At 62.7% G+C, this 25,991-nt stretch carries 19 protein-coding genes; 11 read left to right on the forward strand and 8 right to left on the reverse strand.

Annotation, left to right across the window (positions count from 1 at the left end; genetic code table 11):
• Positions 1-37 precede the first annotated feature (37 nt).
• From JH15_RS08330 to JH15_RS08355, 6 genes are all read right to left on the reverse strand, one after another.
• Positions 38-421 (reverse strand): gamma-butyrobetaine hydroxylase family protein, encoded by a 384-nt coding sequence (locus tag JH15_RS08330; protein ID WP_043529350.1) that lies wholly within the window; start codon positions 419-421, stop codon positions 38-40.
• A gap of 80 nt (positions 422-501) precedes the next feature.
• Positions 502-1,821, reverse strand: a complete 1,320-nt coding sequence (gene hslU / locus JH15_RS08335) for an ATP-dependent protease ATPase subunit HslU (RefSeq protein WP_043529351.1) — start codon at positions 1,819-1,821, stop codon at positions 502-504.
• A gap of 2 nt (positions 1,822-1,823) precedes the next feature.
• Positions 1,824-2,342: an ATP-dependent protease subunit HslV gene (gene hslV / locus JH15_RS08340; protein ID WP_043529354.1), complete on the reverse strand. Its 519-nt coding sequence runs from the start codon at positions 2,340-2,342 to the stop codon at positions 1,824-1,826.
• A 135-nt stretch (positions 2,343-2,477) separates the two neighbouring features.
• Positions 2,478-3,203 (reverse strand): SPOR domain-containing protein, encoded by a 726-nt coding sequence (locus JH15_RS08345; protein ID WP_043529356.1) that lies wholly within the window; start codon positions 3,201-3,203, stop codon positions 2,478-2,480.
• 3 nt (positions 3,204-3,206) lie between these two features.
• Complete coding sequence (gene argS / locus JH15_RS08350; RefSeq protein WP_043530552.1) at positions 3,207-4,892, reverse strand: arginine--tRNA ligase; 1,686 nt, start codon at positions 4,890-4,892, stop codon at positions 3,207-3,209.
• Positions 4,893-5,100: 208 nt separating this feature from the next.
• Positions 5,101-7,335: a primosomal protein N' gene (locus JH15_RS08355; RefSeq protein WP_043529358.1), complete on the reverse strand. Its 2,235-nt coding sequence runs from the start codon at positions 7,333-7,335 to the stop codon at positions 5,101-5,103.
• A gap of 183 nt (positions 7,336-7,518) precedes the next feature.
• Between JH15_RS08355 and rpmE the strand changes: the two genes are divergently transcribed.
• Complete coding sequence (gene rpmE / locus JH15_RS08360; RefSeq protein ID WP_043529360.1) at positions 7,519-7,734, forward strand: 50S ribosomal protein L31; 216 nt, start codon at positions 7,519-7,521, stop codon at positions 7,732-7,734.
• A gap of 286 nt (positions 7,735-8,020) precedes the next feature.
• A complete protein-coding gene (locus tag JH15_RS08365) occupies positions 8,021-9,292 on the forward strand; it encodes a malic enzyme-like NAD(P)-binding protein (protein ID WP_043529363.1) in 1,272 nt (423 codons plus the stop codon).
• An 86-nt stretch (positions 9,293-9,378) separates the two neighbouring features.
• Here the strand turns inward: JH15_RS08365 and JH15_RS08370 are convergent, their stop codons facing one another.
• The gene (locus JH15_RS08370) at positions 9,379-10,128 is read right to left on the reverse strand and encodes a DUF481 domain-containing protein (protein WP_043529365.1); all 750 of its coding nucleotides are present in this window, start codon (positions 10,126-10,128) and stop codon (positions 9,379-9,381) included.
• A gap of 116 nt (positions 10,129-10,244) precedes the next feature.
• Positions 10,245-12,770: a penicillin-binding protein 1A gene (locus JH15_RS08375; RefSeq protein WP_043529367.1), complete on the reverse strand. Its 2,526-nt coding sequence runs from the start codon at positions 12,768-12,770 to the stop codon at positions 10,245-10,247.
• Between the two features lie 247 nt (positions 12,771-13,017).
• On the opposite strand from JH15_RS08375, the gene JH15_RS08380 reads away from it, so the two are divergent.
• The 9 genes from JH15_RS08380 to JH15_RS08420 all read left to right on the forward strand — a co-directional run bounded on the left by JH15_RS08380 (position 13,018) and on the right by JH15_RS08420 (position 25,946).
• A complete protein-coding gene (locus JH15_RS08380; RefSeq protein ID WP_043530553.1) occupies positions 13,018-14,079 on the forward strand; it encodes a pilus assembly protein PilM in 1,062 nt (353 codons plus the stop codon).
• The gene (locus JH15_RS08385) at positions 14,076-14,642 is read left to right on the forward strand and encodes a PilN domain-containing protein (RefSeq protein ID WP_043529369.1); all 567 of its coding nucleotides are present in this window, start codon (positions 14,076-14,078) and stop codon (positions 14,640-14,642) included. Before JH15_RS08380 ends, JH15_RS08385 begins: the two co-directional genes overlap by 4 nt.
• Positions 14,639-15,268 carry a type IV pilus inner membrane component PilO gene (locus JH15_RS08390; protein ID WP_043529371.1) on the forward strand — a complete coding sequence of 210 codons (630 nt, stop codon included), beginning with the start codon at positions 14,639-14,641 and terminating at the stop codon, positions 15,266-15,268. The genes JH15_RS08385 and JH15_RS08390 overlap by 4 nt, the downstream gene beginning before the upstream one ends.
• On the forward strand, positions 15,265-15,825 hold the full coding sequence (locus JH15_RS08395; RefSeq protein ID WP_052383979.1) for a pilus assembly protein PilP: 561 nt from the start codon (positions 15,265-15,267) through the stop codon (positions 15,823-15,825). Before JH15_RS08390 ends, JH15_RS08395 begins: the two co-directional genes overlap by 4 nt.
• A gap of 46 nt (positions 15,826-15,871) precedes the next feature.
• On the forward strand, positions 15,872-17,983 hold the full coding sequence (locus JH15_RS08400) for a type IV pilus secretin PilQ (protein ID WP_043529373.1): 2,112 nt from the start codon (positions 15,872-15,874) through the stop codon (positions 17,981-17,983).
• Positions 17,983-18,525 carry a shikimate kinase AroK gene (aroK, locus tag JH15_RS08405; protein WP_043529375.1) on the forward strand — a complete coding sequence of 181 codons (543 nt, stop codon included), beginning with the start codon at positions 17,983-17,985 and terminating at the stop codon, positions 18,523-18,525. Before JH15_RS08400 ends, aroK begins: the two co-directional genes overlap by 1 nt.
• Before the next feature lie 2 nt (positions 18,526-18,527).
• Positions 18,528-19,640: a 3-dehydroquinate synthase gene (gene aroB / locus JH15_RS08410; protein ID WP_043529378.1), complete on the forward strand. Its 1,113-nt coding sequence runs from the start codon at positions 18,528-18,530 to the stop codon at positions 19,638-19,640.
• A 417-nt stretch (positions 19,641-20,057) separates the two neighbouring features.
• Positions 20,058-24,509 carry a glutamate synthase large subunit gene (gene gltB / locus JH15_RS08415; protein WP_043529380.1) on the forward strand — a complete coding sequence of 1,484 codons (4,452 nt, stop codon included), beginning with the start codon at positions 20,058-20,060 and terminating at the stop codon, positions 24,507-24,509.
• A gap of 18 nt (positions 24,510-24,527) precedes the next feature.
• Complete coding sequence (locus tag JH15_RS08420) at positions 24,528-25,946, forward strand: FAD-dependent oxidoreductase (RefSeq protein ID WP_043529382.1); 1,419 nt, start codon at positions 24,528-24,530, stop codon at positions 25,944-25,946.
• Positions 25,947-25,991: the final 45 nt, after the last annotated feature.

Raw genomic sequence — 25,991 nt, forward strand, 5'->3', positions numbered from 1 at the left:
TTGTAGCCTCCCCCCGCCTTGCTTGTCTTTGACCGGCCTAGAGCTGCTTGATTTCGATGCCCAGCGGTTCGCGTGAGGCTCCGGCCTCCTCGAGGCGGCGCAAGTAGTCGGCCCAGTTGCGTTCACGCCGAATGATCAGCTCGAACAGGTACGCCCAGCTGTAAAGGCCGCTATCGTGGCCGTCGTCAAACGACAGTTTGATGGCATAACGCCCCACCGGGGTGATGTCCTTGAGGCCGACGTCCTTCTTGCCGACCTGCAGCACGGCGGTGTCGGCACCGTGGCCGCGTACCTCGGCCGAGGGCGAGAAGACCCGCAGGTACTCCACCGACAGCCGGTGGCTCTGGCCATCCTCGTAGATCAGCTCGAGTTCGCGGGCCTTCTTGTGATAATGGATATTCTTCGGGGTAGGCGCGGTCATGCGGCGGTCTCCTGTATTCGCTCAGGCGCTGGAGTCTCTGCAAGGGCGCAGCGAAGCGACGCCCCTGCATCCCCGATCATTCAAAGAATATACCGGGACAAATCCTCGTCCATGGCCAATTCGCCGAGCTGGGCATTGACGTACTCGGCATCGATCACCAGCGGGCTCGTCATGTCGCCGCCCTTGAAGGAAGGCTCCTCAAGCAGGCGCTCCATGACGGTATGCAGGCGTCGTGCCCCGATATTCTCGGTGCCCTCGTTGACCCGCCAGGCAATCTCGGCGATACGCACGATGCCATCTTCGGTGAATTCGATTTCGAGCCCCTCGGTCGCCAGCAATGCCTGGTACTGCTTGGTCAGCGAGGCCGACGGTTCGGTCAGGATACGCTTGAAGTCGTCGGGGGTCAGGGCATTGAGTTCGACCCGGATCGGCAGGCGGCCCTGCAGCTCGGGAATCAGGTCCGACGGCTTCGACAGATGAAACGCGCCGGAGGCGATGAACAGAATATGGTCGGTTCGGACCATGCCATGCTTGGTGGACACCGTCGAGCCTTCGATCAGCGGCAGGAGGTCGCGCTGGACCCCTTCGCGGGATACTTCGCCGCCACTGGATTGCTGGCCCTTGGTGACCTTGTCGATCTCATCGAGGAAGACGATGCCGTTCTGCTCGACGGCCTCGATGGCGCGATGCTTGATTTCCTCTTCGTTGACCAGCTTGGCGGCTTCCTCGTCGCGCAGCAGCTGACGTGCGTCCTTGACCGTGACTCGGCGGCTCTCGGTCTTCTGCCGTCCCATGTTGGAGAACAGGCTCTGCAGCTGACTGGTCATCTCCTCCATGCCTGGCGGCGTCATGATGTCGATTCCACCGCCCTGGGGCGTGACCTCAATATCGATCTCCTTGTCATCGAGCTGGCCTTCGCGAAGTTTCTTGCGAAACAGCTGGCGCGTGGAGCTGTCGTTGCGCGGGGCATCCTCCTGACCGCGCGGCGGTGGCAGCAGGGCATCGAGAATGCGATCTTCGGCGGCATCCTCGGCCTTGTTGCCGACTTCGGTCTTGGCCTGCTCGCGTACCAGCTTGATCGAGGCCTCGGTGAGGTCGCGAACGATCGACTCGACATCGCGGCCGACATAGCCGACTTCGGTGAACTTGGTCGCCTCGACCTTGATGAACGGGGCATTGGCGAGCTTGGCCAGACGGCGGGCAATCTCGGTCTTGCCTACCCCGGTGGGGCCGATCATGAGGATATTCTTGGGGGTGACTTCACCACGCAGCTCATCACCGAGCTGCATGCGCCGCCAGCGGTTACGCAAGGCGATCGCCACGGCACGCTTGGCGTCCTGCTGGCCGATGATGAACTGGTCCAGCGCATGGACGATCTCACGAGGGGTCATCTGGGACATGGTTAGAGCTCTTCCAGCGTGACGTTGTGGTTGGTGAACACGCAGATGTCGGCCGCGATATCGAGCGATTTCTCGGTGATTTCGCGCGCCGACAGGTCGGTGTTCTCGAGCAGGGCGCGGGCGGAGGCGAGGGCGAAGTTGCCGCCCGAACCGATGGCGATGATGCCACGCTCGGGCTCCACCACGTCGCCGTTGCCGGTAATGATCAGCGAGGCGTTCTTGTCGGCGACGGCGAGCAATGCCTCGAGCCGTCTCAGGGCGCGATCGGTACGCCAGTCCTTGGCCAGTTCAACGGCGGCCTTGACCAGGTGGCCCTGGTATTTCTCGAGCTGGGCCTCGAAGCGCTCGAATAGCGTGAAGGCATCGGCGGTGCCACCGGCGAAACCGGCCAGTACCTGGTTACGGTACAGTCGACGCACCTTGCTCGCATTGCCCTTCATCACGGTATTGCCAAGTGACACCTGGCCGTCGCCGGCCAGTGCGACCTGATCACCGCGGCGCACGGAAACGATCGTGGTCATGGGGAGACTCCTTGGGGGAACGCGCACGCTCCCGATGACTTTCGGCGCGACGGATACCGTCACGCCGTGACTAAGCTTTTCAGGAGGTGCGGGCGTAGTGCGGGAAATTCAAGCGCCGGCAGTGCTTGTGGCCGGTTAGTTCTGCAGACGTATCAGCAGCGGCTCGATGCCCTGGGTGATCATCAGATCCTGGGCTCGGTTGAGCTCACGTCGATCGTTATACGGGCCGACCTGGACGCGATGCCAGGTGGCGCCATCGCCGGCCTGGACCTCGGTGATCTGAGCGAGCAATCCGAAATCACGTAACTTGCCGGCCAGGCGCTGGGCGTCGCCGGTTTCCTTGAACGAGGCGGCCTGCAGCATGTAACGACTCGGGTCGGCGTCGGGCTGCGGCGTCTGAACCGTGGCGGCGCTCTCGTCTCGCGAGGCCATGCTGCGCTCGACGGCCTCGTTGATGCTGGCCAATTGCTCGGCAATGGGATCGGTGGCAGTCGGTGTCTCGGGTTGAGGGGCGGCCGGAGGCGGGTTGCGCGTGGCGGCGGCTTCCGATCGAGGTGCAACCACTTCCGACTCGGGAAGGAGGGTGTAGAACTCGAAGGTAGGCATGCGCTGCGCGCTGGAGGCGGCGGCTTCCTCGTTGCCACTGCCCGCGTCGGATGTGCTGTTCGAGGGCGGTTTCGGTACGACCGTCGCCAGCGGTACGGGCGCCTGTTGTTGGAGATACTGGGCCAGGAAGAAACCCGCCACCAGCCCGGCAATCCCCCACAGCCAGCCCGGAATGCCGCGGCTGGCGGATTTCTTCGGCGAACGGCGTGTGGTGGCGCCGCTGCGCTTGGTCTGGCGCGTTTGACGAGCCGCCATGAATTACATCTCCTCGGGGGCACTGACACCCAGCAGGTCGAGGCCGTTGCGCAGTACCTGGCGGGTCGCCAGGCCCAGGGCCAGGCGAGCGTTACGCAGGCCATCATCGTCGACCATCACTTTCACGGCGTTGTAGCAGGTGTGGAAGTCGGCGGCGAGTTCCTGCAGGTATTGCGCTATCTGTTGCGGCTCGCGGGTGCCGGCCGCATGCGCGACGACGTCGGGGTAACGGGCCAGGCGGTTCATCAGCGCTTTTTCCTGATCCGCCTCGAGGCGTGCCAGGTTATCGCGCGCCACGGCCAGATCGAAATCGTGGCCCTCGGCCTTGGCCTTGCGTGCCACGCTGCATACCCGGGCATGGGCATACTGGATGTAGTACACCGGGTTGTCGTTGGACTGCGAACGGGCCAGGTCGATATCGAACGTCAGCTGGGAGTCGGCACGCCGTGCAACCAGGAAGTAACGAGTCGCGTCACGGCCGACCTCGTCGATCAAATCGCGCAGGGTGACGTAGCTACCGGCGCGCTTGGACAGCTTGACCTCGACCCCCGAACGCGTGACCAGCACCATCTGGTGCAGCACGTAGTCCGGCCAGCCCTGGGGAATGCCGGTTTCCAACGCCTGCAGGCCGGCGCGCACCCGGGTCACGGTGGAGTGGTGGTCGGCGCCCTGCTCGTTGATGACGGTCGAGAAGCCGCGCTGCCACTTGTCCAGGTGGTAGGCGACATCGGGAAGGAAGTAGGTGTAATGCCCATCGGTCTTGCGCATCACCCGGTCCTTGTCATCGCCAAAGTCGGTGGTACGCAGCCACAGGGCGCCTTCCTCCTCATAGGTGTGCCCCCCTTCGATCAGTCGCTCGACGGCTTGCTCGACCTTGCCATCCTCGTACAGCGAGGACTCGAGAAAGTAGACGTCGAACGCCACACCGAACGCCTTGAGGTCCAGATCCTGTTCGCGGCGCAGGTAAGCGACGGCGAACTCACGAATGGCGTCAAGATCGTCTGGGTCGCTTTTGGCCATGACATGGCGATCGTCGGCATGCACGGTCTCACCCGCCAGATAGCTCTTGGCGACGTCGAGAATGTAATCCCCGCGATAGCCATCCGCCGGCCAGTCGGCGTCGTCGGGACCCAGGCCCTTGGCCCGGGCCTGGACCGAGGCGGCCAGGTTGTTGATCTGCGCGCCGGCGTCGTTGTAATAGAACTCGCGGGTGACATCGTAGCCGGTGGCCTCGAGCAGGCGACATAGGCTGTCGCCGATTGCCGCACCGCGGCCGTGCCCTACGTGCAGTGGCCCGGTGGGGTTGGCGGAGACGAACTCGACCTGAACCTTCTCGCCTTGCCCGGTGAGGTTGCGCCCGTACGTATCCCCGGCATCGAGCACCGCAGGGATGACCTGGGCGGCGGCATCGGTGGCGGCAAAGAAGTTGATGAAACCGGGCCCGGCGATCTCGGCCTTGTCGATGGCGGGGGAGCTCGGCAGGGCGGCAATCAATTGCTCGGCGAGCTCGCGGGGCTTCTTGCCGGCCGGCTTGGCCAGCATCAGGGCGAGATTGGTGGCGTAGTCACCATGAGCCTTGTCCTTGGTCGGATCCACCTTGATCGTGGGGGCGATATCCTGGGGCAGGGCGCCCTGTTGCTTGAGCGTGGCCAGGGCCTCGTCGAGCAGCGAAATGATGGTGTCTTTCATGTGAATCGAGATGTCCTGTGGCTCGGGCATGGCGCGCCTGGTTGAGCGAAAGCTCCGTGCAGCGTCGGCCCGCGAGTGGGGCAATGCCCCATTATCGGCAAATGCACTGCCGCTTTAAACCCTTGGGCGGCACTGCAAGCGATGCGGCTGTCAGTGGCTTCGTATTGCCTGCCTTCGAATGGCTGCATGCACATTGCAAATTACCCATTCAACTCAGCGTCTGCGGGTCGATATCCATCGACCAGCGAACGCGGCGTGCCTCACGGTTACCCTCAAGCCAGGCCACCAGCCAGGCAGCTGCTTCGTGAAGCTTGCTGCGCTGCGGGCTGGAGAGCATGACCTGCATGTGATAACGATTCTGGCGGCGCTCCATGGGGGCGGGCACCGGGCCCAGGCAATGCACGGGGTCGGGGCGGGCGCCGAGCCAGTCGCGCAGCGCCTCGGCCGCCGCTGAGGCCAGGGCCATCACCTCGGCATCACGCGGGCTCTCGAAGCGCGCCAGGGCCAGAAAGCGATAGGGCGGCAGCCCAGCGGCACGTCGCTCCTCGAGGAGTTGCCTGGCGAGTGCATCGTAGCCGTGCTCGGCGAGCAGCCTCAGGTGGGGGTCGTCGCAGTGCATGGTCTGTACTAGCACGCGGCCGGGATGTTCCGCGCGCCCGGCGCGCCCGGCGACCTGGATCAGCAGCTGAGCGCTGTGCTCCAGCGCACGAAAATCGCTGGCATAGAGACCGGCATCGGCATTGACCACCACCACCAGGGTCACGTGGGGCAGGTGATGGCCCTTGGCCAGCATCTGCGTGCCCACCAACAGACAAGGCTCGCCACGCCTGACCTCCGCCAGCATCGACTCGAAGGCATCCTTGCGCCGGGTGCTGTCACGATCGATACGGTGGACCGGCACGTCGGGAAACAGGCTGGCAAGCGTCTCCTCGCTGCGTTCGGTGCCGGCACCCAGCGGCCGGAGATCGGCACTGCCGCATTTTGGACAGGCATCCGGCAATGGGCGTAGCCGCTCGCAGTGGTGGCAGGCCAGTTGCGGCGGCTGACGATGCAGGGTCAGGCGCGCGTCGCAATGATCGCATTCCGCCAGCCAGCCGCATTCATGGCAGGCCAGCGTCGGTGCGAAGCCGCGGCGATTGATGAACACCAGCACCTGGCGACCGGCAGCCAGGGTCTGTCGGATCGCTTCGATGGCCGGCGTAATCAGCCCGCCCTGGCGTGTGCGGCCGCGCAAGTCGATCAATTCCAGGCGGGCCGGGGCGTGGCGGCTGGCACGGCGGGTGAGCTGCAAGTGACGATAGCGACCCGCCTGGGCTTGGGCCAGGCTCTCCAGGGCCGGCGTGGCGCTGCCGAGAAGCACGGGTATCGACTCCTTATGGGCACGCACCACGGCGAGATCCCGGGCATGATAGCGCAGGCCGTCCTGCTGCTTGTACGAACCGTCATGCTCTTCATCGACGATGATGACACCGGGCTTGGCCAGCGGTGTGAAGATCGCCGATCGCGTGCCGATCACGATCGGTGCGCGTCCGCTGGCGGCGGCCAGCCAGGCATCGAGACGCTCCCCATCGCTGATACCGGAGTGCAGGGCGACGACCGGCACGCGAAAGCGTTTGCGAAAGCGAGCCAGGGTCTGGGGTGTCAGGCCGATCTCGGGAACCAGGACCAACGCCTGGCGACCCTGTGCGATCACTGCCTCGATCAATTGCAGGTAGACCTCGGTCTTGCCGCTACCGGTCACCCCCTGCAGCAGGCACGGATGAAACCGGTCCAGGCCCTCGTGTAGCGCAGCCAGGGCCGTGGCCTGTTCGCGGTTGAGTGGCAGGGCAGGTTCGGCCAGCAGGCTACGATATTCGGCCCGGGGGCTTTCGATCACGGTTTCCTGTTCGGCCTCGATCAAGCCCTTGTCGAGCAGGCCGTCGAGTTGGGCGCGGCTGAAACCCTGGGCGGTGATGGCGCCGGTGGCGAGCCCGCGCGGATGCAGGCGCAATTGTTCGAGCAGTTCCGCCTGTCGCCGGGCGCGGCCGAGTTGTTCGCCATGACTGTTGCGGCCGCGCTCGGTCAAGCGCCAGCGCTCCCGGGTACGAGCTTCCAATGGCCGCCCCTGACGAAGTAATACAGGCAACGATTGGTGGTAAGTGTCGCCCAAGGCATGTTGGTAGTAGCGCGCAGTGAAACGGCAGAGCCAGAGCCAATCGTCAGGAAGCGGGGTATCGTCTAGCCAGCCATTGACAGGTTTGAGGTCGGCCAGTGGGAGATCGCTATGATCACGGCACTCTTCGACGATACCGACCACTTCGCGGCGGCCGAAAGGCACCCTCACGCGCAGGCCCGGACGCCACCCGCCGGAGGGAACCGAGGGGCCGGTGCGGTAGTCAAACAGACGTCGCAGTGGCGTTGGCACGGCGACGCCGAGCACGCGAGGATGAGATGTTGCTGGCAATTGGCCTCCGGCGTTGGCTCTGCTAGAATGCCCGGCCCGTCATGCCGGCTGGCCCTTTCATGTAGGGTGGGGCGGCAGGGCAGATCCGGTCCACGTGCGTACGCTGAGTCCTGTACGACTAACCCGTATGCGGTGCCTGGCAAGTGATCAGGTGGCGGCATACATGCTTCATGAGGCGTTAAGATGAAACAAGGTATCCATCCCGAATACAAGGCGGTCACGGCCACCTGTTCCTGTGGCGCGACCTATGAAGTCGGCTCCACTGCAGGTCATGACCTCTCCCTGGACGTCTGCTCCGCTTGCCACCCCTTCTATACCGGCAAGCAGAAGCAGGCAACCACCGGTGGTCGCGTCGAGCGCTTCAACAAGCGCTTCGGTGCCGCGGTCAAGCGCAACTAATCGCGCCCAACCGGCCTCACCGCCAGCAAAGGCCCGCTCCGGAAACGGAGCGGGCCTTTTCGTTGTGATGTCCCCTCCCTGATACAGAAAAAGCGGCGCGAGCACGGGTCACGATAAGCTCTGGCTTATGCGCTTCGGGCTAGATATAAGTTGCGACAAATAGTTGGAAAATGCTTCAAACGGTCGCTTAAATTCGAGTATCGACAGGAACTTGGCTCAAGTTGTGGCGCCGAAGGTTTTTCTATATTCTGGCTCGACATCACCAAGACACGAGCGGATGAGACGCATGACTGACGCTAAGAAACAGGCGGCGCTGGATTATCATTCACAGCCCATACCCGGCAAGCTCTCCGTCGAACTGACCAAGCCGACGACATCGGCCAAACACCTGGCCTTGGCCTACAGTCCGGGCGTGGCAGAGCCATGCCGCGAGATCGCCAAGGACCCCGAGAATGCCTACCTGTATACCGGCAAGGGCAACCTGGTGGCCGTGGTTTCCGATGGTTCGGCCATTCTGGGGCTGGGTAACCTGGGACCGCTCGCCAGCAAGCCGGTCATGGAGGGCAAGGGGGTACTGTTCAAGAAATTCGCCGGTATCAATTCGGTGGACATCGAAGTCAATGCCGAAAGCCCTCAAGCCTTCATCGATACCGTCGCGCGTATTGCCGACACGTGGGGCGGTATCAACCTCGAGGACATCAAGGCCCCCGAGTGTTTCGAGATCGAGCAGGCACTGATCGAGCAGTGCAGCATCCCCGTCTTCCACGACGACCAGCATGGCACGGCCATCGTGACCGCCGCGGGCATGCTCAACGCGCTGGACATTGCCGGCAAGCAACTCGATCAGGCGCGGATCGTCTGTCTGGGTGCCGGGGCTGCGGCCATCGCCTGCATGAAGCTGCTGGTTGCCTGCGGGGCCAAGGCGGAAAACATCTACCTGCTGGACCGCAAGGGCGTGATCCACAGCGGGCGTGGGGATCTCAACCAGTACAAGGCGATGTTCGCGACCGAGACCGAGCACCGCACACTGGATGACGTGATCGAAGGTGCCGATGTCTTTGTCGGCCTGTCGGGCCCCAACCTGCTATCTGCCGACCAGCTCAGGAAAATGGCCGATAGCCCGGTGGTATTCGCCTGTTCGAATCCCGACCCGGAGATTCATCCCGATGTCGCCAACGAGACGCGAAGTGACGTGATCATGGCCACGGGGCGCTCCGATTTCCCCAATCAGGTCAATAATGTGCTGGGCTTCCCCTTCATTTTTCGTGGTGCGCTGGACGTGCGCGCGACGCGTATCAACGAGGAAATGAAGGTGGCGGCGGTCCATGCCCTGAAGGATCTGGCCCGTGAGCCAGTGACCCAGGAAGTGCTGGACGCCTACGAAGTCGAATCGCTGGAGTTCGGGCGTGGCTATATCATTCCCACCCCCATGGATTCGCGACTGCTCGATCGCGTCTCCTCGGCGGTGGCGCAAGCCGCGGTGGACACCGGCGTGGCACGCAAGCCCTATCCTTCGCACTACCCCTTGAGCAGCGTCGAGGGTGTCTACGGCGACTGATGCACTGTTAGTCAGTACGTGAACGTAGCGCGCTATAAAAAGCCGGCCCTCTTGGCCGGCTTTTTCATACGTGATCGAAAGTGTATCTACCAACTGTAAAGCAGGGAGGCGCTGGTCGTCTGGTCGGTCTGGGCGGTTGCGGAGTCAGGGGGCTGCGAGTTGCGGCGTATCTCGTGAGACAGGCGCAGGGCAAGGCGGGAATTGAGGCGGGCGGTGATCGACGACAATGACCGCACGGTGACATTGTCGCCGGTGGTTTCGACGGAGGCCTCTTGAGAGACCGAGGCTTGCTCTGAAACTTCCCAGCGATAATCCATCGCGGCATAGGCGACCGCGTGTCGTTCGTCTTTCTCGATGCGCATCCCGTCGAAGCGAAACCCCGGGCCCGTCTCGACAGATAACTGATGCGTCTCTCCGAGCAGCAATTGCCGACCGTAACCGGCAATGGTCGTTAGCTGATGATCGTAGCCTGCGAAGCGATCACGCTCCCAGCGCGCGAAGCCGAACAGGTAGTGAGGGCCGTCCAGGTCATAGCGTTCGCGTCCGGCAACAAGGTATTGCTCTGCGCTGGCGCTATCGCCCTGGGTGACGCTGCGGATCTCGCCTCGCAGGGTATGCGTCCAGGCATTCTTCAGCCAGGTGAAGCGTCCCTTGGCAATCAGCGTCTGGCTGTCCGTATTGCCCGAAAGGTGCGTATAGCCGAGCTCGGCATCGCCACTGAAGGCGGGCGCATCCTGGTCGGGTGCGGGCGGGGAGTAGAACGGGCTGGCCAGGGCGTGTGTGCTGATCAGGCTGGCCAGCAACGCGAAGACAAGGCCGTTCAGGTGGCATCGCATGGCGAGGTCTCCTGGTTGCCGCATGCAGTGGTTTCGATAGTGCCCTCATGGTCTCGATGGAGGGCCAAGCACACCGCAGGCACGGGATGCCTGCGGTGCTCGGTGCATTGTCTGGCCTAGAAAATGGCCTCGTAGGTGCCGGTACCCTGTGAGCCGCTACGGTCTTCCAGTTCACTCTCGATGGAGCGCGGCTGAAAATCGGGCAAATGGTCTTCATGGAAGATCTCTTCGATCCCGCCCGGCTGATCGTCGTGCAAGCGTCGACCGGTTTGCGGATCGATGCGCACGCGCACGATCTCTTCCGGCGGCTCCGGCATGGCTTCGGGGCGACCTTCGAGTGCCTTGCCCATGAAATCGATCCAGATCGGCAGGGCGGCGCGACCACCGTACTCACCTGTCGATTCGTTGTTGTCCTTGCCGACCCAGACCGTGGTCACAAGATCGCTATTGTAGCCGGCGAACCAGGCGTCGCGCTGGTCGTTGGTTGTGCCGGTCTTGCCGACGATGTCGGCACGTCCCAATTCCAGCGCGGCGCGGCCGGTGCCATTTTCGATGACATCGCGCAACATGTCGCGCAACATGTAGACGGCAGCCGGATCGGCCACGCGAGGGGCGATGGGGTAGGTTTCGCCATCGATCTGGGTCTCGGTGGCCTGCTCGTCGCATTCCCGGCAGGCCACTCTGGGCACGGCTTCATCGATCACGTTCTCGTCACTGCCTCGCGTGACCCGCTCGATGAACCAGGGGGAGACCTGGAAACCGCCATTGGCCAATACGGCATAGGCGTTGGTCATTTCCAGTGGCGTCAGCGAGGTACTGCCAAGCGCAATGGCCAGGCCACGCGGCAGGCGCCCCTCGGCAAAGCCAAACTCCTCGAGAAACGCGAGGGTATTGTCCAGCCCGAGTTGCTGCAGTACGCGCACTGTCACCAGATTGCGTGACTGGGCGAGGGCGACCCTGAGGCGGGTCGGGCCGAGGAAGTCGCCGCTGGAATTGACTGGTCGCCAAATATCGCCGGCATCGGGCATCACGACCGGCGCGTCGTTGACCACGGTGGCCGGTGTCATGTCGCCGTGGTTGAGCGCCGCCAGGTAGACGAAGGGCTTGAAGATCGAGCCCGACTGGCGCTGCGCCTGGGTTGCCCGATTGAACTTGCTCGATGCAAAGCTGAAACCGCCCTGAAGTGCAAGGATGGCGCCTGTGTCCGGCTCGAGCACCACGATGGAACCTTCCGCATCGGGGCGCTGCGAAAGTCGCCATTTGCCCTCCTCGAGTTCGAGGATGCGTACCAGGTCGCCACGGGTGGCAATCTGTGACGCGGATTCGGGCTCGCCTTCCTTCCATTTTGCGCTACGGTAACGGCCTGCCCAGCGTAGAGCCTCCCAATCCAGGGTGATCAATCGACCCTGTGCATCCAGTACCTGCATCTGCCGCTGTGACGCCTCCACCACGATGGCTGGGCGAAGCGGGCCATAGCGTGGCGTCCGCTCGAGTACCCGTAACCAGTTGCTGACGTCGCCATCGATACCTTCGACTGTCGTCTGACTGCTTTGCGCCGCTTGGCGGGCAGTTTCCATCACTTCCGGCGACTCCGAAAGCTCTTCCTCCAGGCCGCTGCGCTCGGTGCGCTCCTGGGCTTCAACCAGGCTCGCGGGAATCTCCCGCTCTTCGGGGCCGCGCCAACCGTGGCGCGTGTCATAGGCGATCAACCCCTGTGTCAACGCCTGGCTGGCATGGGGCTGCAGTTCGCTATCCAGCGTGGTATGGATACGGTAGCCGCCGGTATATACCTCGTCACCATAGCGATCGATGGCAAACTGGCGGGCCATCTCCGCGACATACGACGCCTCGACTTCCACCTGGGCCGAGAAGCGACGCGCGGTGATGGGGGCGGCTACGGCTTCTTCGTAGGCGTCCCGGTCGATGTAACCGAGCTCGCGCATCCGATACAGGATCCAGTTGCGACGGATCAGAGAGCGCTCGGGATTGGCCAGAGGATTGAAGGTCGACGGGGCCTTGGGCAGGCCGGCGATCATCGCAGTTTCCGCAAGCGAGAGCTCAGCCAGGGTCTTGTCGTAGTAGGTCTCGGCCGCGGCAGCGATACCATAGGCGCGGTTGCCGAGGAAAATCTTGTTCACGTACAGCGCGAAGATCTCTTCCTTGCTGAGCACTTGCTCCATCTGCAGGGCCAGGAGAATCTCGCGAATCTTGCGGGTGAAGGTTCGATCGAGCGTCAACAGATAGTTGCGCGCCACCTGCATGGTGATGGTGCTGCCCCCCGACTGGATGTCGCCCCCGCTGGCGGCAAGCTCCAGGGCGGCACGAGCCAGGCCCTTGGGATCCACGCCGGGATGCTCGAAGAAGCCGTCGTCCTCGGCAGCCAGAAGCGCCTGGACCAGATCTTCTGGGATCTGGTCGTAGTTCACGGGCATGCGGCGCTCTTCGCCAAACTCACCGATCAGCTTGGCGTCGCGGGTAAAGATCCGCAGGGGGGTCTGCAGTTCGTAGTCCTGCAATTGGCGAACATCCGGCAGGCCAGGGGCAAAATACAACGCAGCCCCGACCACGGCCAGAACACTGGCCGCCCCCAACGATAGGGCGAGCCAGACTATCGAGACGATGAACCGTTTGGCGAACTTCATTGAATAGCGGTATCCGTGGTGATCGAGGGCGTTACGGCAGCGATGAGGGGGATCCATCCACCAAGCTGCGTATTATATGAACCTGACTAGCCCGTCACCAGCGTTGAAGGGCTGAGTGCGGGTAGTTTATGTGCCATCGGGTGATTTCATGTAATCTCTCAGCCACAGGGAATCCGGAGTGGTAAGGTGCCACTCATTATAAACGACTGCCGAGCCAGGCCTTCCGTACTGCAGGAGTCCCACGTTGGTGCGACTGAAAAAAACCAGCAAGGGGTTGATCGGTGTCGATATCACTTCGGCGACGGTCAAGCTGATCGAGCTGAAACGCAGCGATAGTCGTTTCCAGGTCGAGAGCTACGCCGTGCGTCCCCTGCGCGAAGGCGCTGTCGTGGAGCGGCGAATCCGCGACATGGACGAGGTGGCCGAGGCCATTGCACGTGCCGTGGAGCACGCTCGCCCTTCCGCGCGCCAAGCCAGTATTGCCGTTCCCGCCAGTGCCGCGATCACCAAGACCCTCACCCTGCCGGCCTCGCTCAATGATAGCGAGATCGAAGCGCGCATCCGGCTCGAGTCGGACAAGCATATTCCCTTTCCGTTCAGCGAGGTGGCCTTCGATTTTCAGCGCCTGGGCTTGAATGCACGCTATGGCGATCAACAAGATGTGCTTCTGGTGGCGTGTCGCCAGCAGGACGTGAGCCAGCTCTCCGAAGCCGTTCGCCATGCCGGCCTCGAGGCCACGGCCGTCGATGTCGAGACCTTCGCCATGGAACGTGCCTTCGGCGAGCTGCGTCATCAACTGCCTGTGCGGGGCAGCGATGACGATTGTGTCGCTCTCGTCGATATCGGTGCAACCATGAATGCGTTCCATGTGTTGCGCGAGGGGCGTGTCATCTATAGCCGGGATACCGTCTTTGGAGGGCGTCAGCTGACCGAGGAGATCCGTACCCGCTATGGCCTGAGCATCGAAGAGGCGGGGTTGGCAAAGAAGCGCGGCGGTCTGCCCGAAGACTATCAGACCCAGGTATTGGACCCATTCATCGATACCCTCGTCCAGCAGGTGGGGCGGTCGCTGCAGCTCTACTACACCGCGGGGCGCAAGCATGAGGTCAAGCGGCTGATGCTAGCCGGCGGCTCGAGCGTGATTCCTGGTCTCAGCGAGAGGTTGGCCCAGGATAGCGGGATGGATGTGGTCGTCGCCAATCCCTTCTTGAACATGAAGGTCAATCCGCGCATCGATATCCAGACCCTGGCCAGCGACGCGCCGGCCATGCTGACGGCCTGTGGCCTGGCGATGAGGGCGCGATCGTGACCATCGAGATCAACCTGTTGCCATGGCGCGAACGTGTCCGCGAGCGTCACCGCAAGCGTTTCTTCATTCTCCTTTCGTTGTCCGCGGCATTGGGTCTGATGGCGGGTGTCATCGTCACGTATCACTACGATCGCCAGCTCGCTGCCCAGCAACAGCGTAATACGCATATTCGCGAGGAAACGGCCCAGCTTGACGCGCATATCCGCTCAATCGGCGAGTACGAATCGCTTCGCGAACAGATGCTGGATCGGGTCGACATTTTCACCCGGCTGCAGCAGGGCCGGGCACAGACCGTCGATCTCTTCAACCAGCTTGCCGCGGGCCTCGAGGACGGCGTGCATTACACCCGGCTGACTCGTCAGGGGGAGAGCCTGCGACTGATGGGGGTTGCCGAGAACAATAGGCAGGTGTCCGATCAATTACGTGCCTTGGCCGAGGCTCCCTCGTTTGAGGTCCCGGTACTTTCCGAAGTCGAAAGCGAAGGCGACTCCAGGCAACGTCGCTTCAGCTTGAGCGTACGTCAGCGCACGAGTGACGACGCCCTTGCGGAGGCATCCCCATGAGTCTTGCCGGTGAATGGCGTCGCCTGAAGGAACTGGATTGGCGTGAATTGGACGTCAAGGAAGCCGGCGGTTGGCCATGGTCGCTGCAGACCTTCTGCCTGGCGCTGGTGCTGGGCCTGACCTTCGCCGGCCTTTATTGGTATCTGGCGCTACCGGAAAAGGCGCGGTTGGCGACGGCCATCGAGGAAGAGCAGCTGCTGCTGCGCGACTACCGCAACAAGGCGGCCCAGGCGGCCACTCTGCCGGCGATGCGAGAACAGGTGAATGAGCTGGAGTCGCGGATCGCTACCCTGAGGGAAATGCTGCCGACCGGGGCCGAAATTCCGTCCCTGATCGACCATATCAGCGAGACGGCGGTCGACAATCAGCTTGCGATCGATTTCATTCGTCTGCGCAGCCCGGTCGAGCAGACCTTCTACTTCGAGCAGCCGTTCGATATCCAGGTGCGTGGCGATTACCACCGTATCGGCTATTTCCTGGCCGGTGTCGCCAGCTTGCCGCGTATCGTCACTCAGCATGATTTCACCCTCGAGCCGATCGATGAACAGGGCCAGCTGCGCCTGTCCATGCTGGCCAAGACCTATCGTTATCGTGTGCCCAGCGACGACGAGGGAGAGGCGCAATGAGGTCGGCAAGCGCGCAATGGCCAGGGTGGGTCGTGTTCGTCGCATTGCTATTGGGCGGGTGCGCCGATCCGCACATGGCCGAGCTCGATCGCGACCTGGCGGCACTGCGTGTCGACCCGGGCAGTGTCGACCTTCCCCCGTTAGTCGACGTGCCCACGATTACCCGCGTGACCTATGACCAGGCCGACCTGCGCAGCCCCTTCATGGCACGCCGGCCCGAGGCGGATGCGGCGCCGACCGGCTCCGCGGAATTGGCCCCCGACCTGTCGCGTCCCCCCGAGCCGCTCGAGGCCTTCGTGCTCGAGTCGCTCGAGCTGGTCGGAACCTTGACCGTTGGCGGCCAGCAGACCGCCCTGATCCGGGCGCCGGACGGTGAAGTGCATCGGGTGTCGATCGGGTCGTACCTGGGCACCGATTTCGGACGCATCGTCAGTATCACGGCCCGCGCGGTCCAGTTGGTGGAAGTGGTGGCCACCGGGCAGGGGGGCTGGATAGAACGCGCTCGCCAACTGACCTTGGGCGCCGATCAGGAACAGAATATCGACCGTCGTGGCTAGTCCGCCGAGGCCGGTAGCGACGGCAAGAACGCAGGGGAAGGGAACCATGAACAAGATGCTACGCGGCCTGGCGGTCGTCATGATGGTGGGGCTGTTGCCATGCACAGCCTGGGCGGCATCGACACTGACCGATATCGATTTTCAACAGGGAAGTCGCGGCGAACTCGACATGACGCTGCAGTTCGATGGCGGGGTGCCGGAAGTGCGAGGTTACCGCCTGGATAACCCCGCTCGATTGACCGTCGACATGATCGATACGGGCCATCGGCTGGATCGTCGTAGCCAGGAGTTGAACATCGGCGGCGTCGAGCAGGTCACGGTCCTCGAGGCGGGCAACCGCACACGTCTGGTCTTCGACCTGGAGGGCGCGTTGCCCTACTTTACTCGCCAGGAAGGCGAGCAGTTACGACTGGTGATCGGTGCCGACGATAGCATGGCGACGACTCCGACCCCGTCGTCCAGCGACACAGCGCCAACGGCGATGCCTGACGTCGGCGCGGCGAACCCGCAGATCGAGAATGTCGATTTCCGCCGGGGCGATGGCGGCGCGGGACGTTTCATCGTCACCTTCGACCGCGCCGGCGTCGATGCCCGAGTGAGGGAAGCGGGCAACCGGATCATTGCCGAACTGCGCGGCGTGACCTTGCCGGCCGAGCTCGACCAGGTGCTCGATGTCAGCGACTTCGGCACCCCGGTCCAGCGTATCACGCCGGAGCGCGATCGACAGGGCGTGACTCTCACCCTGCAGGCGGAAGGCGAGTTCGCCATGCTGTCGACCCATGGCGACCGTCAGTTGATCATCGAAGCCCAGCCGATTACCCGGGCCGAACGCGAAACCCGTGAACGGCAGCGTTTTCCCTATACCGGCGAGCGCATCACGCTCAACTTCCAGGATATCGACGTCCGCTCGGTGCTGGCGATCATCGCCGATTTCACCGGGCTCAATCTGGTGGCCAGCGATAGCGTAACCGGCAACGTCACGCTCAACCTGCAGGACGTACCGTGGGATCAGGCCCTGGATCTGGTGCTCAAGAGCCATGGCCTGGCAAGCCGACAGGAAGGCAATGTGATTGTCGTGGCGCCCGCCTCGGAGCTGGCCAGCCTGGAGCGGCAGGAAATCGAGGCGCGAAGCCAGATGGAGACCCTGGCGCCATTGACGACCGAAATGCTCCAGGTCCGCTATGCCAAGGCCTCTGACCTGGCGGTGTTGCTGAAGGGCGAGAGTGGTTTTGGCTTGTTGACGGAGCGGGGCCGTGTCGCCGTCGACGTGCGCACCAATACCCTGATGATCCAGGATACCGCCGAGCAGTTGCAGGCCATCCTGCGCACCATCGAGCAGCTCGATATCGCCGTTCGCCAGGTTCAGATCGAGGCGCGTATCGTCATCGCACGTGACAGCGCAACCCGTGAGCTGGGTGTGAATTGGGGCATCTCTGGCGATGGCGGCGGGCGCCTCAACCTGGGGGGCGCCTCCTCGGGAGATCCGCTTTCCAGCAATGGACAGCGCTTCTCTTCCGGCGAGTACACGGGCCGTTGGGTGCCGCCATCCGATACCGTATTCCAGCGTGGCGGCCTGGCGGTGGACCTGGGCAATGCAACGAATCCGGGCACGGCGTTCTCCTTCGGCTATCTTTCCGGCGACATCCTGCTCGATCTGGAATTGCGCGCTCTGGAAAGCGAGGGCAAAAGCCAGACCATCTCGCAGCCGCGCGTGATCACGGCCAACCAGCGTACCGCCATCATCAAGCAGGGCACCGAGATCCCCTATCAGGAGTCGACCTCGAGCGGGGCGACCAGCACCGAGTTCAAGGAAGCCGTACTCTCGCTGGAGGTCACGCCGCAGATTACTCCGGACGACCGCATCATCATGGATCTGGTGATCAATAACGATACCGTCTCCGACCAGAGCTATGAGGGCGCGCCGGCCATCGACACCAACCAGATCGAGACCCAGGTGCTGGTCGACAATGGCGAAACCGTCGTGCTTGGGGGGATTCTCACCACCGAACAGTTGCGCAGCCTGTTCAAGACGCCCTTCCTCGGCGACCTTCCGGTACTCGGTCACCTTTTTCGCTATACCCAAGACTCGAACGAAAAGGTAGAGTTGCTGGTATTCATTACCCCCCGGATCATCGAGGACGGACTGGCAATTCGCTGATGCAGGAGCTTCCCAACCTATTTCTGATCGGCCCCATGGGGGCCGGAAAGAGCACCATCGGCCGCCTCCTGGCGGCCGAGCTTTCACGAGATTTCGTCGACAGTGATCACGAGATCCAGGCCCGCTGTGGCGCCGATATCCCCTGGATCTTCGACGTCGAAGGCGAAGTGGGCTTTCGTGAGCGTGAACAGCAAATGGTGGAAGAACTCACTCGCCGCGAGGGTGTGGTACTGGCGACGGGGGGAGGCGCGGTGCTGCGCGAAGCCAACCGTCGCGCCCTGCGGGACCGCGGCACGGTCATCTATCTCTACACCACGGTCGAACAGCAATTGAGGCGCACCGCCAAGGACCGCAACCGGCCGCTGTTGCGGGGCGACAATCCCGAAGACATCCTGCGCACCATCTTCACCAAGCGTGATCCGCTCTATCGCGCTACGGCCGACCTGATCGTGCGTACCGACAAGCGTGGCCCCCGATCGGTGGTCAATGAAATCCTGCGGCGGGTCACCCACCTCGTCGACCCGCTACACTGCAAGGCCTGATCATGACTGAATCCTCGCTTTCCGAATCTCCGGCCACCCTGCATGTCGATTTGGGCGAGCGTAGCTACCCCATCCATATCGGTTCCGGAGTGCTGGGGCACGTCGACTCGCTGGCACCCTACCTGGCCGGTCGTCAGGTAATGATCGTCACCAACCAGACCGTGGCACCGCTGTATCTCGAACGGCTGCGGGCGGGCCTGCCCGATGGGCTTGAAGTGCGTGAAGTGGTGCTCCCCGATGGCGAACACACCAAGACCCTGGAGTCGGTGGCCCGAATCTGGGACGCGCTACTCGAGGCCGGCTTCAATCGTCGTTGCACGCTGATCGCCCTGGGCGGCGGTGTCATCGGCGATATGGTCGGCTACGCTGCGGCCTGCTACCAGCGCGGGGTCGCCTTTATTCAGGTGCCGACCACGCTGTTGTCGCAGGTCGACTCCTCGGTGGGCGGCAAGACCGGGGTGAATCATCCCCGCGGCAAGAACATGATCGGTGCATTTTGGCAGCCGCGTGCCGTTCTCATCGACACCGATACGCTGGCCACCTTGCCGCCTCGTGAGCTCTCGGCGGGGCTTGCCGAGGTGATCAAGTATGGCTTGATTCGCGATAGCGCTTTCCTGGCCTGGCTGGAGGCCAACTTGCCGGCCTTGAGAGCGATCGATGGCGCGGCCTTGCGGGAGGCGATCCTGCGCAGTTGCTCACTGAAAGCCAAGATCGTCGCAGAAGACGAGACCGAGCAGGGGGTTCGCGCGCTGCTCAACCTTGGGCATACCTTCGGGCATGCCATCGAATCGCACCAAGGCTATGGCAAGTGGCTGCACGGGGAGGCCGTAGGCGCCGGGATGCTGATGGCCGCCGAGCTGTCCCGGCAGTTGAGGTGGCTCACTCAGGCGGATGTCTCGCGGGTCGAAGCACTCCTTCAATCGGCCGAGTTGCCCCGCTTTGCGCCCGCCGATATGAACCTCGAGGACTTCCTGGCGCGCATGCGCCTGGACAAGAAGAACATCGACAGTCGCCTGCGCCTGGTTCTGTTGCGTGCGCTGGGTGAGGCCTGTATCCATGACGACACCCCGCCTGACATGCTCGAGGAAATGATCGTGAGCTTTCCCCGCCAGTAGGCTCGGCCGCTGAGAACAATCAGGCGCCTTTCGAGGCGCCTTTTTTGTGTCTCGTTAATGCGAGAACGGCTCGATCCTGCATGAATTTGCATGCCTCATGCAGGATCGGCATGGGACGAGACGGCAGTTTTGTGAACAATTCGCCTGAAAAGGGTGATTCGGGGCTGGCGGCGCAAGTCCTTGTCAGAAAACACGTTTTCGTCAGTGGAAGTGGTCTAACTTGCCGTTTTTCGGGGTTTTTTGCCGATGCAGGCCAGGTGGGGAATTGCTTGTTGGGATCGGTCTGGCTATGCTGTACAGCCTTTTTCACGCCAGAAAGCAGCCAATTTTCGGCTTTCGAATAAAAAAGAAAACCTCTAAGAATAGCATCAAATATTTCTGGTTACAAGTTTCCCCGTTTTTTTGTGAGGCACGCCCATGATAAGAGGTCTCCACCAGCCTGGCGAGTTCCGTGACAACTGCGGCTTCGGCTTAATTGCCCACATGGAAGGCCAGGCCAGTCATGACCTGCTGAAGACGGCCATCGAGTCGTTGACCTGCATGACCCACCGGGGCGGTATCGCTGCCGATGGGAAAACAGGTGATGGCTGCGGTCTACTGCTCAATATGCCCATCAAGTTCATGCGTGCCATGGCGCGCGAGACCCTGGGTGTCGAGCTGGGCGAAGGGTTTGCGGTGGGGACGATCTTCCTGCCCGACGATGATGCCCGTGAAGCTCATGCGCGCGAGGTTCTCGAGCGTGAGCTCAAGGCCCGCAATCTGGTCGTGCATGGCTGGCGCGACATGCCGGTCAATCCCAGTGTTTGCGGTCCGTTGGCGCAGGAATGCCTGCCGCGTATCCGCCAGCTCTTCGTGGAGTCGGGTGACGAGCGTCCTGAGGCCAACCTCAATGTCGACCTGTTCATGGCACGTCGCCGCGCCGAGGAAGCCCTGCGCGACGAGGAAGACTTCTATGTCTGCTCGCTGTCGACCAAGGTGGTGTCCTACAAGGGCTTGATGATGCCCGTGGATCTGCCCACCTTCTATCTCGACCTTAGCGATGAGCGACTGGAAACCTCGATCTGCGTTTTTCACCAGCGTTTCTCGACCAACACCGCACCGCGTTGGCCGCTGGCCCAGCCATTCCGCTTTCTGGCCCACAATGGTGAAATCAACACCATCGAGGCCAACCGCGGCTGGGCGAATTCGCGCAAGGAAAACTTCGTCAACGAGCTGTTGCCGGATATCGCCGAGCTGGATGAGATCGTCAATACCCAGGGTTCCGACTCCTCGAGCATGGACAACATGCTCGAAGTGCTGATGACCGGGGGCATGGACATCTATAACGCGATTCGCATGATGGTCCCGCCTGCCTGGCAGAACGTCGAGACCATGGATGGCGACCTGCGTGCCTTCTACGAATATAACTCCATGCACATGGAGCCGTGGGATGGCCCCGCCGGCATGGTCATGACCGATGGCCGCAATGCGGTCTGCATGCTGGATCGCAATGGCCTGCGTCCGTCGCGCTGGGTGATTACCAAGAATGGCTATATCACCCTGGCGTCCGAAATCGGCACCTATGCCTACAAGCCGGAGGATGTGGTCGCCAAGGGCCGTGTCGGTCCCGGCCAGGTGCTGGGTATCGATACCCATACCGGCGAAGTCCTGCATACCCAGGATATCGATGATCGCCTCAAGTCCAGCTATCCCTACAAGCGCTGGCTGAAGGATCGCGCCCAGTATCTCGAATCGGCGCTCACCGAGCTGGCTCGCTTCCAGCCCATGGACGCGGAAGAGCTCAAGACCTACCAGAAGATGTTCCAGGTCACCTTCGAGGAGCGTGACCAGGTGCTGCGTCCGCTGGCCGAGAGTGGTCAGGAAGCCGTCGGCTCGATGGGTGACGACACGCCCATGGCGGTGCTGTCACGTCACAATCGACTGCTGACCGATTACTTCCGCCAGAAGTTTGCCCAGGTGACCAATCCACCGATCGACCCGCTGCGCGAGGCGATCGTGATGTCACTGGAAACCTGCTGTGGCGCCGAGCTCAATGTTTTCGAGGCAACACCGGATCATGCCCACCGCCTGATCCTGACCACGCCGATCCTGTCGCCACGCAAGTTTACCGCGCTGGTGAGCCAGGAGGATCCGGCCTTCGCCAGCCATCACATGTCGCTGGCTTATGACCCGCAGGCGCAGGGACTCAAGCAGGCGCTGCTGGCGCTATGTCATCAGGCAGAAGAGGCGGCCCGCAACGGCAAGGTCATCCTTGTGCTCTCCGATGCCGAGCTGAAGCCGGGACAGATGCCGATCCAGGCCGCCCTCGCCGTAGGTGCCGTTCACCACCATCTGGGAAAAAAGGCGTTGCGCCCGCGAGTCAATGTCGTGGTCGAGACCGGCTACGCCCGCGATGCCCACCAGATGGCGGTTCTCTTCGGGGTGGGCGCCACGGCGGTCTATCCGTACCTGGCCTACCAGGTCATGGCCGACATGCATCGTACCGGTGAGCTGGTTGGCAATCCGGCCGATGCCCGCGAAAACTACCGCAAGGGGATGCAGAAAGGGCTATTCAAGATTCTCTCCAAGATGGGAATCTCGACCCTGGCCTCCTATCGCGGCTCGCAGTTGTTCGAGGCGGTGGGGCTATCTTCCGAAGTGATGGACCTGTGCTTTACCGGCATGGCCTCGCGCATCGAGGGTACCGGTTTCAGCGAACTGCAAATGCAACAGGAACTGCTGGCCCGCGATGCCTGGATTCCGCGCAAAGGCATCGGCCAGGGCGGCTTGGTCAAGTACGTTCATTATCAGGAATACCACGCCTACAATCCGGACGTGGTCATGATGCTGCAACAGGCCGTACAGCAGGGCGACTACGAGAAGTGGAAGAAATTCGCCCGCCTGGTGAATGAGCGTCCCGTGGCGACCATTCGCGACTTGCTGGCGCTCAAGCCGGCGCCCGAGCCGTTGCCGCTCGAGGAGGTCGAGCCGGTCGAGAATCTGCTGCCACGCTTCGATAGCGCCGGGATGAGCCTCGGTGCGCTGTCTCCCGAAGCCCATGAGGCGCTGGCCCAGGCCATGAACGAGACTGGCGGACGCTCCAACTCCGGTGAAGGGGGTGAGGATCCCGAGCGCTACGGGACGATTCGCAGCTCCAAGATCAAGCAGATCGCCTCCGGGCGTTTCGGGGTAACCCCCGCGTACCTGGTCAATGCTGAAGTCCTGCAGATCAAGGTCGCCCAGGGCGCCAAGCCTGGTGAAGGGGGGCAGCTGCCGGGTAGCAAGGTCAACGAACTCATCGCCCGGTTACGCTATGCGGTACCCGGCGTGACCCTGATCTCGCCACCGCCGCACCACGACATTTACTCGATCGAAGATCTGGCGCAGTTGATCTTCGACCTGAAACAGGTCAACCCGGATGCCCAGGTGTCGGTGAAGCTGGTTTCGGAGCCGGGTATCGGCACCATCGCCACCGGGGTCGCCAAGGCGTATGCCGACCTGATCACCGTATCTGGGTATGACGGCGGCACCGCGGCAAGCCCGATTACCTCGATCAAGCACGCCGGCAGCCCCTGGGAGCTGGGCCTGCCCGAGGTGCATCAGGCCCTGCGCATCAATGGCTTGCGTGACAAGATCCGCCTGCAGACCGACGGCGGCCTGAAAACCGGGCTCGACGTGGTCAAGGCGGCGATTCTCGGCGCCGAGAGCTTCGGTTTCGGTACCGCGCCGATGGTGGCACTGGGGTGCAAGTATCTGCGTATCTGTCACCTGAACAACTGCGCCACCGGTGTCGCCACCCAGCTGCCGTATCTGCGTGACGAGCATTTCCGTGGCACGGTCGACATGGTCAAGCATTACTTCCGCTTCATCGCCGAAGAAGTCCGCGAATTGATGGCCATGCTGGGGGTTCGCAAGCTGACCGACCTGATTGGCCGTACCGACCTGCTGGAGGTGATCGAAGGGCAGACCCCGGCCCAGCGCAAGCTCGACCTGACGCCGCTGCTTCAGAACGATCACGTGCCCGCCGAGGCGCCGCAGTTCTGCCAGGTGAGCCGTAACGTGCCGCACGACCCGGGTGCCAAGAACCAGGAGGTGCTCGAGGCGATACGCGGCGCGATCGACAACAAGTCGGGTGGCGATTTCTCGTTCTCGATCACCAACTGCGACCGGAGCGTGGCGGCCTTGGCCTCGGGTGCCATTGCCAAACGCTATGGTGAAGAGGGGCTGGAAGACGCGCCCATCACCGTGCGCTTCACCGGTGTGGCTGGCCAGAGTTTCGGCGTATGGAATGCGCGCGGTCTGAATCTGCACCTCGAAGGGGACGCCAACGATTACGTGGGCAAGGGCATGAATGGGGGATCGATCACCATCGTGCCGCCCCGCGTGAGCAACTTCGAAAGCCACAAGACGGCGATCATCGGCAATACCTGTCTCTACGGCGCCACTGGCGGCCAGCTGTTTGCCGCCGGGACCGCAGGCGAGCGCTTCGCCGTGCGTAATTCCGGGGCGCATGCCGTGATCGAGGGGGCCGGCGACCACTGCTGCGAGTACATGACCGGTGGCACGGTGTGTGTGCTCGGTGAAACCGGCGTCAATTTCGGCGCGGGCATGACCGGTGGTTTCGCCTATGTGATAGACGAGGACCGTACCTTCGTCGATAAGTACAACCATGAGTTGGTGGAGATCCATCGGATCAACACCGAGACCATGGAAGCCTACCGGCGTCACCTGCGGGAGGTCATCAAGGAGTATGTCGAGCGGACCGGCTCTCAGCGCGGTCGCGACATCCTCGAGGACTTCAGCGATTACATCCGCCATTTCTGGCTGGTGAAGCCCAAGGCAGCAAGCCTCAACGGCCTGCTCGCCGAATCCCGCCGGCGCCCGGAGTAAGTGGAGGAGAAGACCACCATGGCAAACCGTCTCAACAACGATTTCCAGTTTATCGATGTGGGTCGCCAGGACCCGCAGAAGAAAGATGCACGTACCCGGGCCAAGGAGTTCGCCGAGATCTACGAACCCTTCAAGCCCCAGGAGGCGGCCAGCCAGGCGCATCGCTGCCTGCATTGCGGCAACCCCTACTGCGAGTGGAAGTGCCCGGTACACAACTACATCCCCAACTGGCTGAAGCTGGTCAGTGAGGGCAACATCCTCGAGGCGGCGGAGATGTCGCATCGAACCAATACCCTGCCCGAGGTCTGTGGGCGGGTATGTCCGCAGGACCGCCTGTGTGAAGGCGATTGCACCCTGAACGACGGTTTCGGTGCGGTGACCATCGGCTCGGTGGAGAAGTACATCACCGATACCGCCTTTGCCATGGGCTGGCGCCCGGACATGTCCAAGGTGACCTGGACCGACAAGCGCGTCGCGGTCATCGGCGCCGGGCCGGCCGGCCTGGGGTGTGCCGACATCCTGGTTCGCAATGGCGTTCGCCCGGTCGTGTTCGATCGTTATCCCGAGATTGGTGGCCTGCTGACCTTCGGCATTCCCGAGTTCAAGCTCGAGAAGAATGTCATGGAGCGCCGGCGTGCCGTGTTCGAGGAGATGGGGGTCGAGTTCCGGCTGAATACCGAGATCGGCCGCGACGTCACCGTCGACGATCTGCTCGAGGAGTACGATGCCGTCTTCATGGGCATGGGCACCTACAAGTACATGACCGGCGGCTTCCCGGGCGAGGACCTGCCCGGGGTGCACAAGGCGCTCGACTACCTGATCGCCAACGTCAATCACTGCCTGGGCTTCGAGACCGGCCCGGCCGATTACACCTCTCTCGAAGGGCAGCGTGTGGTGGTGCTGGGCGGAGGGGATACGGCCATGGACTGTAACCGTACGGCGATTCGCCAGGGAGCGGCGAGCGTCACCTGTGCCTATCGCCGCGACGAAGGCAACATGCCCGGCTCCAAGCGTGAGGTGAAGAATGCACGCGAGGAGGGCGTCGACTTTCTGTTCAACCGCCAGCCGGTGGCCGTCATCGGCGAGGACAAGGTCGAAGGGGTCAAGGTCGTGCGGACGCGTCTGGGGGAACCCGACGAGAACGGCCGCCAGCGTCCCGAAGTCGTCCCTGGTTCGGAAGAAGTCCTGCCGGCGGATGCGGTGATCATTGCTTTCGGCTTCCAGCCCACCGAGATCGCCTGGCTCGAGGCGACCAACGTCTCTACCGATGACCGAGGCCGGGTGATCGCCCCGGAGCATGGCACCTATCGTTACCAGACCACCAACGAGAAAATCTTTGCGGGGGGTGACATGGTGCGCGGGTCCGATCTGGTCGTTACCGCCATTCACGAGGGCCGTCAGGCCGGTGAAGGGATACTCGATTATCTGGGCGTGTAAGTCTCGCTGTCAGGCTGGCCGTTAGGCTAGCGTCGAGCCTATCGA

It is taken from the genome of Litchfieldella xinjiangensis (assembly GCF_000759345.1).
Taxonomy (GTDB): Bacteria; Pseudomonadota; Gammaproteobacteria; order Pseudomonadales; family Halomonadaceae; genus Litchfieldella_A; species Litchfieldella_A xinjiangensis.